This is a genomic window from Bradyrhizobium sp. LCT2 (assembly GCF_009931255.1).
Taxonomy (GTDB): Bacteria; Pseudomonadota; Alphaproteobacteria; order Rhizobiales; family Xanthobacteraceae; genus Bradyrhizobium; species Bradyrhizobium diazoefficiens.
This window is the reverse complement of sequence record NZ_CP034432.1, coordinates 3,207,995-3,227,392: the sequence shown is the minus strand read 5'-3', so window position 1 is coordinate 3,227,392 and position 19,398 is coordinate 3,207,995. Positions and strand designations below refer to the sequence as shown.

General features: G+C 62.3%; 14 protein-coding genes. 7 read left to right on the top strand and 7 right to left on the bottom strand.

Annotated features, from left to right (window positions below):
- Positions 1-17: 17 nt before the first annotated feature.
- On the top strand, positions 18-1,406 hold the full coding sequence (locus tag EI171_RS15675) for a polysaccharide biosynthesis/export family protein (protein WP_161533808.1): 1,389 nt from the start codon (positions 18-20) through the stop codon (positions 1,404-1,406).
- Between the two features lie 76 nt (positions 1,407-1,482).
- Complete coding sequence (galE, locus tag EI171_RS15670; RefSeq protein ID WP_161533805.1) at positions 1,483-2,541, top strand: UDP-glucose 4-epimerase GalE; 1,059 nt, start codon at positions 1,483-1,485, stop codon at positions 2,539-2,541.
- Positions 2,542-3,551: 1,010 nt separating this feature from the next.
- Here the strand turns inward: galE and EI171_RS15665 are convergent.
- Positions 3,552-3,935 (bottom strand): VanZ family protein, encoded by a 384-nt coding sequence (locus EI171_RS15665; RefSeq protein ID WP_161533803.1) that lies wholly within the window; start codon positions 3,933-3,935, stop codon positions 3,552-3,554.
- Between the two features lie 660 nt (positions 3,936-4,595).
- Here EI171_RS15665 and EI171_RS15660 point away from each other — a divergent pair.
- The 5 genes from EI171_RS15660 to EI171_RS15640 all read left to right on the top strand — a co-directional run bounded on the left by EI171_RS15660 (position 4,596) and on the right by EI171_RS15640 (position 10,922).
- Positions 4,596-6,809 carry a hypothetical protein gene (locus EI171_RS15660; RefSeq protein WP_161533800.1) on the top strand — a complete coding sequence of 738 codons (2,214 nt, stop codon included), beginning with the start codon at positions 4,596-4,598 and terminating at the stop codon, positions 6,807-6,809.
- A 93-nt stretch (positions 6,810-6,902) separates the two neighbouring features.
- On the top strand, positions 6,903-7,946 hold the full coding sequence (locus EI171_RS15655; RefSeq protein ID WP_110116914.1) for a TAXI family TRAP transporter solute-binding subunit: 1,044 nt from the start codon (positions 6,903-6,905) through the stop codon (positions 7,944-7,946).
- On the top strand, positions 7,943-8,563 hold the full coding sequence (locus EI171_RS15650) for a hypothetical protein (protein WP_171463803.1): 621 nt from the start codon (positions 7,943-7,945) through the stop codon (positions 8,561-8,563). Before EI171_RS15655 ends, EI171_RS15650 begins: the two co-directional genes overlap by 4 nt.
- Before the next feature lie 36 nt (positions 8,564-8,599).
- Positions 8,600-9,205: a DsrE family protein gene (locus EI171_RS15645; RefSeq protein WP_011089058.1), complete on the top strand. Its 606-nt coding sequence runs from the start codon at positions 8,600-8,602 to the stop codon at positions 9,203-9,205.
- 820 nt (positions 9,206-10,025) lie between these two features.
- On the top strand, positions 10,026-10,922 hold the full coding sequence (locus EI171_RS15640; protein ID WP_038967682.1) for a LysR family transcriptional regulator: 897 nt from the start codon (positions 10,026-10,028) through the stop codon (positions 10,920-10,922).
- A 10-nt stretch (positions 10,923-10,932) separates the two neighbouring features.
- Here the strand turns inward: EI171_RS15640 and EI171_RS15635 are convergent, their stop codons facing one another.
- From EI171_RS15635 to EI171_RS15610, 6 genes are all read right to left on the bottom strand, one after another.
- Positions 10,933-12,012: an isocitrate/isopropylmalate dehydrogenase family protein gene (locus tag EI171_RS15635; protein ID WP_161533797.1), complete on the bottom strand. Its 1,080-nt coding sequence runs from the start codon at positions 12,010-12,012 to the stop codon at positions 10,933-10,935.
- An 81-nt stretch (positions 12,013-12,093) separates the two neighbouring features.
- On the bottom strand, positions 12,094-13,575 hold the full coding sequence (locus tag EI171_RS15630; RefSeq protein ID WP_161533796.1) for an aldehyde dehydrogenase: 1,482 nt from the start codon (positions 13,573-13,575) through the stop codon (positions 12,094-12,096).
- 98 nt (positions 13,576-13,673) lie between these two features.
- Entirely contained in the window at positions 13,674-14,585 is a 912-nt protein-coding gene (locus EI171_RS15625) for an NAD(P)-dependent oxidoreductase (RefSeq protein WP_371740513.1), read from the bottom strand.
- A 68-nt stretch (positions 14,586-14,653) separates the two neighbouring features.
- Positions 14,654-16,147 (bottom strand): sugar ABC transporter ATP-binding protein, encoded by a 1,494-nt coding sequence (locus EI171_RS15620; protein WP_161533795.1) that lies wholly within the window; start codon positions 16,145-16,147, stop codon positions 14,654-14,656.
- 4 nt (positions 16,148-16,151) lie between these two features.
- Positions 16,152-17,234 carry a strictosidine synthase gene (locus EI171_RS15615; protein ID WP_161533794.1) on the bottom strand — a complete coding sequence of 361 codons (1,083 nt, stop codon included), beginning with the start codon at positions 17,232-17,234 and terminating at the stop codon, positions 16,152-16,154.
- On the bottom strand, positions 17,231-19,351 hold the full coding sequence (locus EI171_RS15610) for an SMP-30/gluconolactonase/LRE family protein (protein ID WP_246740547.1): 2,121 nt from the start codon (positions 19,349-19,351) through the stop codon (positions 17,231-17,233). The genes EI171_RS15615 and EI171_RS15610 overlap by 4 nt, the downstream gene beginning before the upstream one ends.
- Between the last annotated feature and the right edge of the window lie 47 nt (positions 19,352-19,398).

Sequence of the window (19,398 nt, the reverse complement as noted above, 5' to 3'; positions counted from 1 at the left end):
CGTGCGGGATTGACGCCATGCCGAACTCCAGACTGCGCAATAGCCTCCATATCAATATCGGCGTCCCTGGCTGCCGTCTGGGTCGTTGCATCAAATGGGGCTTGTTGGCTGTTGGTCTGACGATTTCCGTCACTCAAGCAAAGGCCGAATATCTGGTGAACGTCGGAGATGTTCTGGAGGTCGCGGTTGCGGGCGTGCCGGAGCTGCGACATCGCGCGGCCGTCCAAATGGACGGGAACGTTTCGTTGCCACTGGTCGGAACGCTTCCGGTGGCCGGCCTGCCCTTACCGCAGATCCGAGCCAAAATCGGGGCTGCACTGGCGAGGAAGGTATTTCGACAGAGGACGTCCGATGGCCGTGAGACGGCCGTCGTGATCGACGCAGACGAGGTCACGACGGTCATCGCGGAATACAAGCCGATCTACGTAAACGGGGATGTATCGAAGCCGGGTGAGTACCCCTATCGTCCGTCCATCACCGCACGCCAGCTCGTCGCCGTGGCCGGCGGCTACGACATCATGCGCATCAGAATGAACAACCCATATCTCGAGTCAGCAGACCTGAGAAGCGAGTATGGTTCGCTTTGGACGGAGCTGGCCAAAGAGCAGGCGCGCATGTGGCGCATCAAGACTGAACTTGGAGAGGGAGCTCAGATCAGTCCAGGCGCTTTGATGGACGCGCCCCTAGCTCGATCGGCAATTTCGGAGATCGTGAATTCAGAAAAGGAATATCTGAAGACCAAGCAGAGTGATTATCAGCAGGAAAAAACCTTTCTTCAGCGCGGTATTCGACAGGGAGACGACGAGGTCCGCGTGTTGTCAGAGCAGCAGAAGAAGGACGAAGAAGGACTTCAGGGGGATCTTGAAGAGCTGCAGAAAGCGACCGAGCTCTTCGGCAAGGGGTCCCTGATCAGCCCTCGCGTTACGGATGCGCGTCGCGCGGTGCTGCTGTCATCAACCCGGAAGCTGCAGACCTCTGCGCAACTGCTGCAGGTCAAGAAGCAGCAGGACGAGTTCGTCAGAAAGCTGGCGAAGCTGGATGACCAGCGGAGGCTCGACCTGCTCCGTGAGCTGCAAGAGACCAGCGTAAGGCTCAATCAGATTCGCGAAAAGCTGCAGAGCGTCGGCGAGAAGCTTCAGTACACCACAATGGTTCGATCACAACTCGTGCAAGGCGCCGGCAACCACGTAGAGATTGCCGTCATCAGGAAGGGCGATAAGGGGCAGGAACGGATCATCGCAAGCGAAGATACCGAGTTGCAGCCGGGTGACGCTGTCGAGGTCAGCCTCCACTACCAGGATGGTCCTGCCGTCCCTCCTCGAAGGCTAGGCAGTTCAACCATTCCATCAGAGGCAGGCCGGACCGATGCGGCCGCGGGCGATTCGCTGCGCGTCGGGCAGAGATGATAAGGACCGACGCAATTCCGGAACGGAAGATGCGGCGTCTTCCCGCACATCGTTGCGCACACGGAAGGTGTCCGAGATGATCTTGGTGACCGGAGGTGCCGGCTATATCGGGTCCCACGTTTGTATCGCGTTGCTGGACGCCGGGTTCGACGTCGTTGCCGTCGATAATCTTTCCAACAGCAACAAGGCCTCGCTTGAGCGGGTCCAATCCATCTGCGGGCGATCGCTCGTCTTCCGGCACGCAGACATCCGGAATGAAGTGGTGATCTGCGAAATGCTTCGTGCCTGCGGAGTGACTGCAGTCATTCACCTTGCAGGGCTGAAGGCGGTGGGCGATTCCAACGTACGGCCCATGATGTACTACGAGAACAACGTCCTGGGAACGATGCGGCTGGTGTCGGCCATGAAGAGGGCGAATGTAAAGACGCTCGTCTTCAGCTCGTCCGCGACCGTCTATGGGATACCCAGGTACCTGCCACTCGACGAGAAGCATCCCCTCGGTCCGACCAATCCGTACGGCCGCACAAAGCTCGTCATCGAAGAGATGCTGAAGGATCTCTGCAGGTCCGACGACCGTTGGAGGATCGGCAATCTGCGCTACTTCAATCCGGTTGGCGCGCACGAAAGCGGGCTCGTCGGGGAAGACCCGCTGGGCGTTCCCAGCAACCTGTTGCCGTTTGTGGCGCAGGTGGCGATTGGACGACGGGAGAAGCTGCGGATCTGGGGAAACGACTATGATACGCCCGATGGCACCGGAATCCGCGACTTCATTCACGTGGTCGATCTCGCATCCGGGCATTTGAGTGCCCTGCGCCATCTCCAGCAACCCGGCCTGATCACCGTCAATCTTGGAACGGGCAACGGCAGCAGCGTTCTGGACATCGTCCGTACGTTTGCATCGGTGAGCGGGCGACCAATCCCCTATGAAATCGGGGAGCGCCGGGCCGGTGATGTCGCCGCCTGCTATGCCGACCCGACGTTTGCGAAGGACGTGTTGGGCTGGGCATCGACGCGGTCGTTGGAGCAAATGTGTGCGGACCACTGGCGTTGGCAATTGCAGAACCCCAATGGCTATCAGGGCAGCGAGCTTCCGAAGGTCCGAGAGCGGTCCAGGCATCTCCGTCATCATGCGTGAGCGTGCGCGTCCGAGGTGTTGGAACGCGCACCGGAGCGGCTGACCGCATGAGTGGAGTTCGGGGCGAGCCGCGGCAGCGCGCATGCCCCCATCAGAGGTAGCTCGTAATGACCCTCACCCCGGAGCAAGCCTGCAGGTAAGATGCAGTCGCGCGTGGGGATTTGCGATGCCACACTATCGTGCGTACGTCCTGGATGAACACGGCCAATTGGGAAGCGTGGTCAACCTTCACTGCCCTGACGACGCGTCCGCAACCAAGCGGGCCGGGCGGCTGGCGGATGGTCACGAGGTTCAGATTTGGCGACTGGTTGCCGAGCTCAAATTCGACGCTCCGCAGCACCGATCCAGGCGGCGACGAAGTGTCCGCGCACCAATGCACTGAGCGCTCGATTGAGCGTTGCGCGTTCGCCTCGGTCCGCTCCACAGACAATTTGTATTGCGGTTCGACTGCCAACTACTCGCCGGTACGCGCTTTCAAGGCGTCGACAGCGACCCGCTCCGCATGAGCAAGCGGCCGATGGGGCCGACGCTGGCGATAGACTCGCGGACCGTGGACAATAGATCATCTACGCGGCGCGATCCCACGGATGCGCATCGGCCAGACTGCATGCCATCGCGCTGACCTCGTGGGTCGAAGGCGGCCGCATCGGTAATTCGCGGACGTCCTGCAGAAATCGTCCAGGAGCAGCCCGAATGCCCTGCTTCCGGTGATCAATCCCTCACCTCTCGCCCTGGCCCACGAAGTCGGTAGACTCAGCATCACAAGGCCATCGCGCCCGGCTTCATCATCGCGCACTGCGACGGCCACCCGCGCATCGCCGGCGTTAGCGCGTCGCGCCGCCTGCCGGCGGTTGAGGACGTCGCTTCCATGGTGAACTATCTCCTCGGCGAAGGCGGCAGGAAACACCGGTAACACCGCCTGACCGTCGCGGTGCTGCTCACCGTGCTCTCAGATTCCGCGCGTGGTATGTGACGCGCAAGAAGCTTTGGTTTAGGCAGATCAGCCCTGCTCATTGGGGACGTTCGCGTGTCAGTGGGTCGGGATCTTCGCCAACTTGCGCTATCGGCCGGCCGGCCGCGGCGGACAGCGCGAAGCCAGCGCAGGCCGAGAGCGCATCGACCACAAAATCCGCAAACCTCGCGTGCCGTCCCGGCACCCATAATTGCATAATCTCAAGCAGGCCGATCAGGGCAACGGCGATCGCTGAAACAGTCCAGCGCCGCTGCGGATAGGCTAGGGAAAAGAGAATCCCCACCAGAAGAAAGGCGAGCGCGTGATCGCCTTGCTGTCCGAGAACAGGGTGAGGCCGAACGTCCTCAGGTCCGAGCGTTACGAAAGTGACAGCCGCCGCGAGCAGCCACGCGACAAGCCGAAGAAGAGCGGTGCGAACCATTAACGCGCCCCGATTGGTAGCCCCAGCCGGGGCTTTTCATTTCCGAGACTCGATATCAAGAGCATGTTCCCTCCACCCACCGCAAACGGCAACTTCAATACTCATAACGAGTCAGCGAGTATTCTTCGTACGCAGCGTGCAAAACATCATTAGACGCTCGACCTGGTACAGGCTGCCATGCATAGGGAGTACCCATCCATGGCAGTTGTTCTGAAGAGCTGCTTCTTGGCAACAATAGCTGCTGTGGTTGCACGTAAGAACTGACGACCCGTTTGTTTCGGCCGAAGGCAGTAGCAACCTGTAGTGCTTGCTCCGCGCCCCTATCCAGGCGCGATAGAGCGCGCTTGCCGTTCTTGTTCTTGGTGCACCCTGAAGGCAGGCCCGGAATGGGCGGTCCCAGGCTCGAGCTCACTGGAGCCGCTCATTGGCGAAGACGGCGGGCCCGCCACCGTTCGTTGGCAATCAGTTCCATTCGCGAAACACAGATACACGGGAGAGGCCTTTGAACAATTCACGGCTTCGATGATCGGGCACAATCTGTGGCCTAACCCGAAAGTGGTGGGGAGGGTCCTCCATCCGAGCTATATGATTCGCGCAAAGATGCTGGGCATAATGATGCATCAGGGGGAAATCGTACCGCCACGCGACAGGTGATTGCAGATGAGTCGCAGGGTCATGTTCAACGGGAAAGTGGCGAATATCTCCCTTACGCGGCGAGAACGTGCACCCCTGTGTATGGCAGCGGTCATGCTCGCTATGACATGGGTCTCGGAAACGGACGCTTCCCCGCGTCAGGCGCGGCACCTCGCAGACGCGCAACAGGCGACGACTGCCCGCGACCGCGGTTCTGACGAGTTCGCGACCTGGCCGCCGCCCTCAGGCGGAAGCGACAAATCGATACAGATTGCGCAAGCGACGACTCCCCACACAGGAGCCCTGCAGCAACCTCCGGAGCAGCAACGCGACTGGGCAGAGTCACTGTCTTGCGAACTTGCCTTTGCAAGGCGCGACATTGCGCTGCTGCAACATTTCGAGCAGGAGCGCGACCGGGCCGACTGGCTCGCGCAGGATCTTGACGCTGCGCGGCGCGAGGTCGAAACGCAAAAGGCGTTGGTGGCGAAGGCCGTCGAGGAGGCTTCCCGCCTGAAGGAAGCTTCCCGGCCGAATCGAGCGGGCGAGAGTGTCCCGGCTGAGTTGCAGGCATCGCTGCAGGAGGAGCGCGAGCGGTCGGTACGGCTGGAGCAGGATCTCGCAGCCGCGCTGCGCAATGTCGAAACGCAGACTGCGCTGGCGACGAAAGCAGGTGAGGAAACGTCCCGGCTGAAACAGGCGGGAGAGAGCCAAGCCGTGGAGCTGCAGAAGGCCCTGCAACAGGAGAGCGAGCGAACAGCGCGGCTGGAGCAGGATCTCGCAGCCGCGCGGCACGACGCCGAAACCCAGACTGCGCTGGCAACGAAAGCAGGTGAGGAAACGTCCCGGCTGAAACAGGCAGGAGAGAGCCAAGCCGTGGAGCTGCAGAAGGCCCTACAACAGGAGAGCGAGCGGACAGCGCGGTTGGAGCAGGATCTCACAGCGGCGCGGCAAAACGTCGAGTCCCAAACTGCGTTGGTGGTAAAGGCAAACGAGGCAAAAGAGGAAATGTCGCAGCGAAGTCGGGCGGCGGAGGCAAGCGCCGCAGACTTGAGGCAATCGATGCAGAAGGAGCGCGAAAGGGCCGACACGCTTGCGCAAGATCTCTCCCTGACGCGAAGCGCCATTTATGCATATCAGGCGCAAACCGCGCTGTTGGCGAAACCCAGCGAGGGCCCGTCCCGGCTGAAAGCGGCAGCAGGGGGCGATGCGGTGGAATTGCAGAAATTCCTGCAACAGGAGCGGGATCGGACCGGCCGGCTGGAGCAGGCGCTTGAGGCCGCGCAACGCGATATCGATGCGCAGACCGCCCTGGCGGCAAAAGCGAGCGACGAGGTCGTCAGGCTGACGCAGGCCGCAAAAGCCGGCGCCGCGGAGCAGATACGATCGATGCAGAAGGAGCACGAGAGAGCCGATGCGCTGGCGCAGGATCTCTCGATGGCACGCAGCAAGATCTACGCATACGAAGCTCAAGCGGCCAAAGCCAGCGAGGAAGCGGCACAGCACAAGCAGACTGAAGCGAGCGAAGTCGCCTCCTTGGGGCAATCGCTGCAACGGGAGCGCGAGCGGGCCGAGCAGCTGGCCCGGGATCTCGCGAAAGCAGGCCGCGATCTCGACGCGCAGACCGAGCGAGCGTCCAAGGCGAGCGAGGAAGTCCTACGGATCAAGCAGGCCGGAGAGCGAGACTCGGCCGAGCTGCGCGGCTTGTTGCAGCGTGAGCGCGAGCGGGCCGAAGGACTGGAGACGGAGATCGCATTGGCGCGTCTCGACAACGGCGCCTTTGTGGCGAAACATCCCTCGCCCGCGTCTCAGCCGGCGACGACCGGAAAGGCCATGCGTGAGCCGTTCGCAGCGCCGGCGCGACAAATCCAGGATCAGCCGGTCCAGGAGAAGCCAGCCCAGGATAAGCAAGTCCAAGATCAGGCCATAGTGGCGCGCAGCCCAGGCGACGCCCGGGTCAATCCTGACGAAGCAGTGCAAGTCGCGAGACTGATCGCGCGCGCGAGCTTGCTGCTCGAACAGGGAGACATCGGCGCAGCGCGGATCGTGCTGGAGCACGTCGCCGGGATGGGCAGTGCGCAGGCAATCTTCGTGCTCGCTGAAACCTACGATCCGCTGATCCTTCCCAGTCTTGGAACGTATGGAACTCACGGGGACGCGACCAGGGCGCGAGATCTCTATGCGCGGGCCGAAGCCGGCGGAATCAAGGAGGCGAAAGCGCGCTTCGAAGCCTTGCGTCGATAACACGGTCTTGTGCGGCGATTTTCCAAACCGGCCACGCGCAATCAAGGATCGAAAGCGCCGACACGGATGCAGCATGTTTAGAGGAGTTGGTCGATGAAAAGGCTTACAGGATTGCGTCGGCTGCTCCTGCTCGCGTCGTTCGCACCATTGCTGCTGGCGATTCAACCTTGGGCGGATGCGCGGCCGCAAGATACTCGACCTCACAAGATTCGTCTGGCACGGCCCGAGCCGCCGCAGCCAAGGCCTCAGGTGATCTCCATGAACGCCTGGACGATCGGCCTGGCCGGAGGTCTCCTCGAGGGCGCGCCGATCCGCCTGGCGGCGGAGATCGCCCGTGTGGTCGACGATGGAGATAACCTGCATGTTCTGCCGGTTGTCACTCGTGGCGCCGCGGAAAACCTTAATTCCCTGCTCTATTTGCGCGGCATCGACGCGGCGATCATCAATTCCGACGCGCTCGAGGAATACAAGATCCAGGTGCCGGACATCCAGCGACGAATTGCGTATGTCCTCAATCTGTTTCCGTCCGAGCTGCATATCTTCGTTCGACCCGAGATTCGAACCTTGAACGATCTCGCCGGCAAGAAAGTCAACTTCAATACGCTGGGCACCGCTGCGGCGTATTCGGGGCCGCTGATCTTCAGTCGCCTCAATCTCGAGGTCGAGAAGACGTTCATTCCACATCAGGTCGCGCTCGAGCAGATGCGCAAGGGCGAGATGGCCGCCGTCGTCTTCATTACTTCGAAGCCGGTGGATGCTTTCGTGCGGGGCCGTTGGGAGCCAGGTTTCAAGTTCCTGCCCCTCCCCTACGAGAGCAAGTTCGAGGACTACTATCTTCCCGCCGCCCTCGATGGGACCGACTATCCCAATCTGATCAAGCCGGGCGAACGGGTTTCAACGATCGCCGTGCCGACCGCTCTGGTCGCCTTCAATTGGCCGGCCAACTCGAACCGCTCTGAGCGCGTCGCGCGCTTCATCGATCACCTGTTCTCCCGGATCGACAGATTGCAGGGGCCAGGCTTCGATCCGAAGTGGAAATCCATCAACCTTGCTGCGACGGTTCCGGGTCTCACGCGCGTCCCTGCGGCGCAGCTGTGGCTGGATCGCCAGCCCCGCGCAACACAAGCATCGCAATGAAACGCGCCGCGGTCCTTCTTCTTATTGTGCTCGGAGCTACAGGCGGCATTGCGTTGGCCCAGGATCCCATGACGCAGCTCCGTTCCTGCCTTCAGAAGGACCACGCGGAGCGCCTGGCGTGTCTGAATAAAATGACGCGTACCATCGCGCCTCAGAATCGCCCGACGCCCGAAGACGACTGGATCGTCAGCCAGACAACCTCCCCCATCGACTATTCACCGATCGCGACCGCTACGACATCGTCGCGCACCGGGACCGGCGAGTCCGCGATGCAATTATCGATCCGCTGCCGCGGCGGCCGGACGGAGCTGGCACTCGCGGGACCCGGCATCTCCCGCGGAGGCGGTGACGATGCAATTTCCTATCGCGTCAATGACAATCCGGCGGTGCAGGTTGCGGCAGCCGTCCCGGCATTCGGTCCCGGCATCGCGTTCACCGGGGACGTTGTTCGCTTACTGCAGTCGCTTCCAGGCAGCGGGGACCTTATTGTCCTGCTCTCACCACGGGGCGGCGCTGCCCGTGACGGGACGTTCTCCCTCGCCGGGCTGGATGCGGCGCGTGCGAAGATCGCCGCGGCGTGCAAATGGCCGCGCGCGATCGCGACACCAAATCGTTGATGGTGTGCATATGATTTTCTTCGATGGAGGCGGATAATGATCAGATTTCAACATATCGCCAAATCGGTCGTGATGGCAGCGATCGCCGTTCTGGTTTCCGCATCGTTTTCGGCCGCGGAGCAGGGCGGAAAGTACTGGACGCCGGCGGACGGGCAACCCGTCCCGCACAAGGCGGGCCATGCGAGGCAACACGTGGCGAAGCCGACGACGGCGACGGCGACGCGGAAGCAATCCGCGTTTGCCCGCATGGAGGATTCGGCCGCAGCAAAGAAAAGAGAACATCATTTGATCCTGCAGGTGAATACCAACGACCCCGCAGCGATGAATCTCGCGCTCAACAACGCGACCAATGTGGCGCAATACTACAAGGACGCTGGCGAGAAGGTGAAGATCGAGGTCGTCACGTTCGGGCCCGGCCTGCACATGCTGCGTGAAGACACCTCGCCGGTAAAGACGCGCATCGAGGAGATGGCCCTGAGCACGCCCGAGGTTTCGTTCAAGGCCTGCGGCAACACCCAGGAGAAAATGCAGAAGGCCGAGAGCAAGGACATACCGATTGTTCGGCAGGCGGAGGTCGTGAAGTCGGGCGTCGTGCGCGTGATGGAATTGCAGGAGATGGGCTGGACCTACGTCAAACCGTAGGCCAACCATGTCAGGACCGACCCAAACCAACCCCAAATTTCCATCGGGGTCGCGTATTCAGGTAAAGCCCACAGCGGGCCCTCGCTTGGCTGGAAAAACCGGGAGAGTGATTGGCGTTGGATACTATCCGAAGAGTCTCCGTGTGGTTCTCGACGGATCGAAGGCTCCGCTTACTCTTCACGCAGACTATGTGGTCGCGATTGATGCGCGAACCGACCATCCACGGTCGGATTGATGGATGGCGTCTCCGGTATGGACTTGAAGATCACCTGACTTCTTACCGATTGAAGAACGGGGATTCTCGCTCCAGTCCGTCAAGGTCCGGATCGCCCTCTCCGGCGGGTGAGATCGTCCGCGCGGTAAGATCACGTCACCGCCAGCGCAGTCACTTTGATGCAGGACCTCAAGCTATAGCGCGGGGTAGCCTTACACATCGTCAGGGCCCGATATCGGAAAAGACCGTCCGAGAAATCAGCTGCTCAAACGGTTCCCCCCGTTAAGCCGCCGATTTGGTGGGCGCACCAGGGCTCGAACCTCGGACCCGCTGATTAAGAGATTGCGACGGGTTGAGAGCAATCAATGGCTTGCCGGCCTCAGACTGGAGCTTATCCGGCCGAAAATGGGCGTCTGCCGCGCGTTCACAACGCTGCTTTTGCCTGGCCGGCCGGGGTCTTGCTGCACCGCAACTTGGCTGCAGATTTCTTCGTGCGCGTGCCTGCCAATCAGCACTGGATATTGCGGGTGGCCCCATTCCGGGCAAAGAGAGGAACCCTCGTCCTCCTGCGATAAGCCGCATAGACGCCGAACAAGGTAGCAGCCGTTGTCGAACATCAATCTCAAGCTTCTCCATACCTTCCTGCTCGCGGCGGAGCACGAAAGCTTCCGGAAAGCCGCACAGGAATCGAACCGGTCTCCGTCCGCGGTGAGCATGCAGGTCCGCGGGCTGGAGGAGCAGATCGGCGTCCAGCTCTTTCGCAGAACGCCGCAGAAGGTCCTGCTGACGCCCGAGGGCCGGATCCTGTTCGAACAGGCCAAGCGTGCGCTGCAGGAGGTCCAGTCAGGGCTCGATTTGCTGACGGAAGCAGCTCAGTCGCGCAGCCGCCACATTCAGATGGCCTGCGTCCCGACGCTTGCGACCGGCTGGCTTCCGAACATCCTGGCGACTTTCAAGATCCGTCATCCGAACACCCAGGTGCAACTCATGGAGTTGCCGACCGGGCCCATGCTTGAACTGCTGCGACGGCGGGATGTCGAATTCGGAGTTGGTCCGCAGATTCCTGGCATGGAGGATTTCGAGTTCGAGCCGATCCTCGAGGATCCGCTCTATGCTTGCGTGCCGCCCGTCTTCGACGAGGGACAGTCGAGCGTCTGCTTTGCCGACCTCGTCGACAAGCCCACGATCATGCTGTCGAAATCGACTGCTGTCCGGGGATTGATCGATGACACGCTGGAGACACTGGGAATCCATCTCGATGTCCCGTTCGAGGTCCAGCAGGCCACGACGGCAATGGCCCTTGCGGCGTCCGGGCTCGGCATTGCAATCGTGCCCCGGGTCGCGCTGGTGCAGGCCGGAGTGCAGCAATTTCGCATGGTGCCGATCTCCAACCATGTCGGGCTCCGTCAGGTCGGCCTGATCACCGCGCGCGGGCCGATCCTCCGCCCCAACACCGAACGGCTGATTACCTTGATACGAACCAGCCTTGCCCAGCTCCGCTGAGCCCGGCGCATCAAAGCCGTTTCAGCAGAGCATCCACGACCTGATTGGTCGGCGCGACGCCGCCGATGTCGCGGGTCCTCAATGCGGGGGCCTCCAGCCCGGCGCACACCGCAGCTTCGATCCTGTCGGCCCCAAGCCTCAGCCGGCTATCGCGATGGCGCTGATCCAGACGCCTCAGCATCAGGATCGATGCCAGGATGGTTCCATAGGGATTGGCGAGTCCCTTTCCCGCGATGTCGGGCGCCGAGCCGTGCGAGGCCTGGAAGAAACCGATCCCGTCACCGACCTCTTCCGATGGAGCCATGCCCATGCCGCCGACCGTCGCCGCACCGAGATCGGAAATGATGTCGCCGAACATGTTCTCGGTAACGATGACGTCGAAATGAGAGGGCTTGTTGACGAGATGAACCGTCATCGCGTCAACTAGGACGTGCTCGGCCTCGATGTCGGGATATTCCTTCGCCACCTCGTCGAACACGGCACGGAAGAACGCGTAGGTCCGCAGCACATTGGCCTTGTCGCAGCAGGTCACGCGGCGTCGTCCGTCCTTCGGCGAGCCGTTGCGCGTTCTGGCCAGCTCGAACGCGAACCGTACGATGCGCTCGACGCCCTTCCGGGTCTGGACGAGGGTATCGACAGCCACTTCTTCCCTCAGTAGCGCACCCGCGCCGCGCGCGGCATAGAGTCCTTCGCTGTTCTCCCTGACGATCACGTAATCGATCGGACCCGGCCGCCCCAGGGGCGACGGAACGCCCTTGTAGAGTTTGATCGGCCGCACATTGGCAAACAGGTCGAGCTTGAAGCGGAGCGTCAACGTGAAGTCGAGCCCGGCCTCGGTCCCGTCAGGATGGACCACGCCGGGAATGCCGGCCGCGCCGTGCAGAATGGCGTCGGCCGTCCTGCAGCCCTCGAACGAGGCTGCCGGGAACGAGTCCCCCGTCTTCAGGAAATGATCGGCGCCCGCGGGATAGTCCACGAACCGCAGCGTGCCGGCCTGGACGCCGGCCTGCAGCACCGCGACCGCCGCACGCGCCACTTCAGGGCCGATGCCGTCGCCATGCACGACAGCAATTGTGTAAGTGTCTTTCATGATACTCGCTCGGTGAATTGCATCTGTGGTTGCCTCAGATTGCGCACGGCAGGCACGCATGCGATCGCATGCGTCTCAAGGTCAGTCCAGCTTGATCCAGACACCCTTCGTGTGCAGATATTCGTCGAGATGCTCGGTGCCGCCCTCGCGGCCATATCCGCTCATCTTGTAGCCGCCGAATGGCATTGCGGGATCCAGCGCGTGATAGGTGTTCACCCATACCGACCCTGCGCGGAGGCTGCGAGAGATGACGTGGGCCTTGCTCACGTCGCGCGTGAAGACACCTGCCGCGAGCCCGTACGGCGTCGCGTTGGCTCTTTCCACGGCCTCGTCGAGGGTGTCGAACGGCAGCGCGGAAATGACCGGGCCGAAGATTTCGTCACGGGCGATCTGCATATCATCGGAGACGCCGGCGAACACGGTCGGCTCGACGAAGTTACCCTTCGCAAGATTCCCCTCCCTCACGCGCCGGCCGCCGGCCACCACCTTCGCGCCCTCCTCGCGCCCGCTTTGCAGGAAGCCCTCGACCTTGTCGAGCTGTCGCTGGGAAACGAGAGGTCCGATCTCCGTCGTCGGATCCGCGCCATCGCCGATCTTCAGGGCCGAGGCGAACTTCCCGAGCCGCTCGACCAATTCATCATGGATTTTACGCTCCACGAACAGGCGCGAGCCGGCGATGCAGATCTGGCCCGAATTGGCGAATGCGGCCATCGCGGCGATCGGCACGGCCTTGTCGAGATCAGCGTCGGCGCAGACGATGACCGGTGACTTTCCGCCAAGCTCGAGAGACACCCGCTTGAGGTTGCCGGCCGAAGCCCGGATGATCGCCTGGCCGGTCGCGGTGGAGCCGGTGAAGACGATCTTGTCGACATCGGGATGCTCGGCCAGAGGCGCGCCGGCCTCCACCCCGGTTCCGGTCACCACGTTGACGACGCCGGGCGGCACGCCGGCCTCGTTCATCAGATCCGCGATCAGCAGCGGCGTCAGCGGCGCCTCTTCCGACGGCTTGAGCACGATCGTGCAGCCGGTCGCGAGCGCGGGCCCGATCTTCCAGACCGATGCGGCCGTCGGCGCATTCCAGGGGATGATGGCACCAACCACGCCGACGGGCTCCTTCCGGGTGAACGAGACGATGTCCCCCGGAAGCGAATTATCTACCGTCTGCCCATGGAGCGCGGTCGCCATGCCAGCGTAGTATCGCAGCATGCCGATCACGCGAAGCTTGTTTGCGCGCGTCCGGGCGATCGGCATTCCCATATCGGCCGTATCGGATTGGCTGATCTCCTCCCAGTGCTTCTCGAACAGGTCGGCGATACGCAGGAGCAGCGCCTGCCGCTCGAACGGCTTGAAACGGCTCCACGGTCCTACGAAAGCGCGTCGGGCCGCAGCGACCGCCACGCTGATGTCGGCCGCCTCGCCGCGCGGCACGCGACCGATGACCTCGCCGGTCGCGGGGTTATGCGTCTCGAAGACCTTGCCCGAGCGGGCTTCCACCCACGCGCCATCGACGAACATCTTTCGGGCTCGGCCGTCGAGCGGAAATCGGATCTCAGCTTTCGTCATCGTAGTACTCCTGTCTCAACAGAGGCGATGGACGGATGCCTCGCCGTTGTCTGATTTCGCGCTTTCATAGCGGTGATTCTTCGACTCGGGCAGGGCCTCTAGGCGGCCGGGTGCGGCTTCCGCAGGAAGCGCGCCAATTCCGGTATGTACGCCTCGCCGTGACCGCTCTCGACCACTGCCGCGATCGCGCCGGCAACGCCGTCCGCGATCGTCCTGGATGCGCCGGATGCGCTTGCCATGGTCCGGTAATAATCGATGTCTTTCAACGCATTGCCGATGAAGAACGGGACCGTGCCGACGTCGTCCGTCACGATGGCTGGCGTCATACGCTGTAGCGCAGCGCCGGCCCCGCCTCCTTTGGCGAGGACATCGACGAAAACCGCGGGATCGACGCCCGCATCGGCTGCCTGTGCGGCGGCTTCGCTGAGCAGTGCCATGAACCCGATCGAGACATAGTTGTGGAGCAGCTTGAGCCGATGACCAAAGCTCACCGGCCCAACTCTTTCGAGGCCCTCGGTGAAGGATGCGAGGACCGCGCTGGCATTCTGAAAGTCCGCTTCGTCGCCGCCCACCAGAAGGTTCAGCGCCCCTTCCTCCGCGTGTTTTGCCGTGCGGGTCATGGGCGCATCGAGGAAGGCCCCGCCGGCGGCGCGGACGGCCGCGGCCATCCGCAATGTCGATTCCGGCAATGCGGTCGAACAATCGACGATGATGGTTCCTTTGCGCAGCCGGGACAAGACGCCCGCGTCACCGGTGAGAACCGCCTCGACCTGGGGCGAACCGGTGACGCAGAGGATGATGATGTCTGATACATCTGCTACGTCAGCAGGAGTCTTGCAGGCTGTGGCACCGAGTCCGACGAGATCGTCGACGGGCTGGTTGCCCGGGTGATCGAGAAACGCCAGGGGGAAGCGGCCCCGCGCCAAGACGTTCTTCGCGATGCCGTGGCCCATCAGGCCCACGCCGATAATTCCGACCTTCGTCACGGTGACCTCGTTCATCTCTTGCATGTCCGGTCGCCGGTGTCGTGCCCCACATGATCGTGTTGGGACAACCGGCATATGCTGTGGCAGGCCGTCTAGTGGACGGCGGCGTACATGATCTGCTGCTCGGTTGCCTCGGCTGTCTTGATCTCTTCGACGATCTTGCCCCGCTTTGCGACCAGGATGCGGTCCGAGAGTGCCAGGACCTCGGGCAGGTAGGAGGAGATCACGACCACGGCGAGACCGTCGTCAGCCAGGCTATTGATGAACTGGTGGATCTCGACGATGGCGCCGACGTCGACACCGCGGGTCGGCTCGTCGAAGATGATCAGCCTGGGCTTCTGGATGAGCGACCGCGCGATGACGACCTTCTGCTGGTTGCCGCCGGAGAGTTCGATCACCCTGGCCTTTTCATTGATCGACCGAAGCTGAAGCCGCCCGGCCCATTGTCGCGCCAGCTCCTTCGCCTGTGTCATCGAGATCACGGACAGCGGGTTCGAGAAGCGCGAGAGCTCGCCCAGATGCAGGTTCTCGGCCACCGTCATTGTCTCGAAAAAACCGTCGAACTTGCGGTCTTCCGTGACGTAGACGATGCCCTCGCGGACCGCCATCCGCGGAACCCGGTAGCGGACCGATTTGCCGCGATACTTGATCTCGCCACCATGGAAGATGTCCCGCTTCAACACGCCAGCGACCACCTTCATCATTTCGGTGCGACCGGCGCCGACCAGCCCGAAGACACCCGTCACCTGTCCTGCGAAGATAGAGAATGACGTGTTGCGGACCATCGTGCCCGAAGACAAATTCTCCACGCTGAGCACCCGTTCACCATACGGCCTGGGCGGGCGGCCGTGATCGCCATGCAACGTCTCGGTCAGGTTTCGTCCGACCATTGCCTGGATGACCGTATCGCGCGTGAACGTCGCCTTGACATCCGATGCGACCAGCCGCCCGTCTCGGAGAATTGTAATGCGATCGGCCAACTGCATCGCCTCTTCAAGCGCGTGCGAAATGAAGATGATCGCGACCTTGTCGGCCACCAGACGCCGGATCAGGTTGAAGAAGTGCCGCTTCTCCTCCGGCGTGAGCGTCGCCGTCGGTTCGTCGAAGATGATCACCTTCGCCTTGTGATGAACGGCGCGCGCGATCTCCACCATCTGCTTTTGCGCCGCTCCGAGCTGCGAGACCTGTGCCGTGGGATCGACCTGGAATCCCATGCCAGCCAGGAATTGTCGGGCCTGGATGTAGAGTCCCCGCAGCCTATTGAACACCTTCTCCTCGCCTAGGTAGATGTTCTGTGCCACCGTCATCGACGGCACGAGATTGGTCTCCTGGTAGACCATGACAACGCCCTGCTTCAGGCCTTCGGCAGGCGTCGACAACTGCACCGGCGTCCCGTTCAGGAGCATCTCTCCGGAAGTGAGCTTGTAGACGCCGGCAAGAACCTTCGTCAGCGTCGACTTGCCGGCACCGTTCTCGCCGAGAATGGCGTGAACCTCTCCCGGCGAAACGGCGAAATCGACTTCCTGGAAGGCGGGGATCCTTCCAAACAGCTTCGTTCCGTTGCGGATCTCTAGAATGGGCTGCATGCGATTACTCCGAGAGGGCCGTCGCCGGATCGCGGATTTCCAGGACCGCGTTCGAACCGCGGCTGGCGAGGTAGAGCGCGCCTGCGCATTCGGCGGCCGCCACGACACCATGCCGCGTGCCGTCCGCGCGGGAGTGGAAGGATCCGATGGGCGTCATGTTCGCGTCGCAATACGCTATCAGCCCATAAGACCGCGTGACCGAATAGGGCTTCAGGATGCCCATCTGCTTCAGCTGGCTTCCATGCATCGGCTCCTTGAAGCTGCGTCCTGAATAGAATGACGGGGCCACCCAGTGCTCTTCCGGCAGCTCGTTGACCATACGGGTCCTGTACTCATCCTCGCGCAGGATGAACTCCACGAGCTGGTTGCGCACGGAATAGAAGGAAAGCCAAATGCCACCGGCAGCCGCGCGCGTCAGGCGTGCGGGATAGCCAGGCAGGCCGGTGACAAGCTCAACGGGCTTTCCAACCGGAAGCGCCAGCGCAAGGACGCGGTGACGCAGACACTCGGAGACGAACACCTGTCCGTCTGATGCCGCCAATCCGGATGGCCACCCCAATCCGGTCGCTGCGATCGTAACCCGGTCCTTGACGAGATCGACGACGACGACTGAGCCGGAAAGATCCTTCGTCATCAGCGCACGCCGCCAGTCGAGTGCACCGACATGTTTCGACCCGTTGCACACGGCGAGCGTCGACTCGTCCAGCCACGCGATCGCGGTCGGGCAATGCAGGACGTCACCAGAAGGCTGAACCACCTTGCCGTCGAAGCGACCGCCCCGCACGACGAGGCCCTTGCGGTCCAGCCCGATCGCCAGCGCATCCCCCAGTCCAGCCATCGCCGAGATGGGGGCATCGAACCTTGCCATTGTCTCCGGACCTGAGGAGGAGGTCGGCGGCAGACGGAGCAGCCCGGAGCCGCTCGAGGCAAAGAGGTTGGCACCGAGAGCCACGAGGTTGTCGACCTGATCGACCTGGCAGAGGACCGGCGCGGCCTCGAGCTTCTGGTTCGGCAGGAACGGGCCGTCGAGCACTGGCACCGTGACCGCGCCTTCGCGGCGCCCCAGCACTTTGTCGATCCATTTCACGAGCGGCGGCCCCAATAGCTGTCCACACCGCAGAACGCGGGCTCGGCTCCCTCCAGCCGGTATGTCCCCATCCTGTTGTTGAAGATTCCGCAGAGATAAAGCACGCCCTTGTGCTCGCGCATCGAGGTGATCATGGGATGCTTCTGACCGCCCTGATCCCAATAGCTTTCGAGGATCTCGCCGCGCTCGTTGAACTTGAGAACACAACCGGTGTTCAAATTCGGCATCAGCCAGGCATCTTCGGAGCACCGCCGCGACATCCTCTTTCGGAAGCCCGGCATCTCGAGCGACAGGTCGAGCGCCAGTGTACGCATCCCCATCAAGGCCAGCCAGTAGCACCCGTCGGACGCGCGATTGATGTTGTCGGGGTAACCGGGAAGGTTCGGAATGACGACCTCCACCTCGCCCTTCTTCGGTCCATCGAAATAGTACCGACTGATCCGGCAAGCCCAGCTTTCCGCGAAGAGCAGGGATTCGTTGTCGTAGGACATGCAGATGCCGTTCGGAAACACGAGGTTCTTCAGAACGGTTCGGGTCCTTCTGGTCTTCGGGTCGTAGCGGATGATACGGCCGTTGCCGCGACTCTCGAGCGCGTCCGAATACCAGTCGTGCATCTCGAACCGCGTCGTCGCCTCGCTGAAATAGATGGTGCCATCGGGCGCGATGTCGAGATCGTCCGCGAGCTTCATGTTGGAATCGTCGATGATCGACAGCAGGCTCCGGTTCGTCTCCGCGGTCAGGCGGCGCACCGTGCCGTTCATCTCGACCTGATAGAGGCCCATTCCCGCGACGCAGATGTTGAGATGTCCCTGGCGATCGAACGCCATCCCCAGCGGCGAGCCACCGATATGCGCCAGCACCTCCCAGCGCTGATAGTCGGGCGGAAGCCAGCGCACGATGTCGCCGTGACGGTTGCCTGTGTAGAGGTTGTCGTGGCGATCGAAGATGACGTCCTCGGCGCCCTCCAGAATGCCAAGGCCGATGACGCCGACGTCGCGCAGCCTGTCGTTCGGTGCCATGGCGCCGGCGCCCAGGTCCGTCGGGATGGGGTCGGGCATGCGGGCATAGGCCGGGGAAATGTAGACGCTCCGCAGCAGCTTGTGGCGGTTCTTGACCCAGCGCACGTCAAGGAAGACGGCGGCGACAAGGATCAGACCCAGCACGAGGTCGGCCCCGGGGCCGGAGATCGCGAGCGCGAGGAAGCTGTTCGACAGGAGCAGCACGAAAACGGCCCCCATGATCGCCTTCGAGACCGTGCCCCGCCCACCACCAAGCGAGATGCCGCCCAGCACAGTGGCCGTGAGCGCCTGCAGCTCGAGTCCCGCCCCGACGTCCGACGCCGCGCTCCCGATTCGGCTCGCGAACAGGAATCCGGACAGGGCAACGAGGGTGCTGCAGCAAACATAGGCGCTGAAGATCGTCCAGCGAACATTGATGCCGGCATTGTACGCCGAACGGCGCGCCCCACCGACGGCGAGTAGATGCCAGCCATACCGTGTGCGCGAGAGCACCACGTGAACGCCGATTGCGATGGCGGCCGTGATCAGGAAGGAGACCGGCGCCAGCCCGATATTCGCGGTGCCGAGATATTCAAACGCGGCGGAGTCGGACATGTTGGTCACAATCGCCGTCGAGAACTCGGGAAAGACGATCTCGAACAACGATCGGAAGATGATGAGGGTGACCAATGTCGTGAGGAACGCCCGCATCCTGACATAGCCGACAAGCAGCCCGTTCAGAGCACCGCATGAGGCTCCGACAACCAGTGTGGCAATGAGACCAGTACCAGCGCTCCATCCCTCGACATTCATGCCGATCAGGGACATCAGCACGGACAGTGCGAAAACCGAGCCGACGGACAGATCGATTCCGCCCGACATCATCACGATCGTGAGGCCGAGAACGATCAGCCCAAACTCCGCAAACTGGCGCGCGAGGTTTCCGAGCGTGGTCCATTCGAAGAAGTGCGGAACGAACGGTCCCAGGCCGAACACGAGCAGCGCGAGCGCCAGGAACGGGATGGCGCTATCGACCCACTTCTTGGTGAGGACCTCCCCGATCACGTGATCGGGGAGGAGCTTGTACCGCCAGCGAACGATATCGGTCGAAAAACTCATCTCGCTCATTCCCTGCGCTCGCCGGCCTGGGGCCGTAGCGCGACATG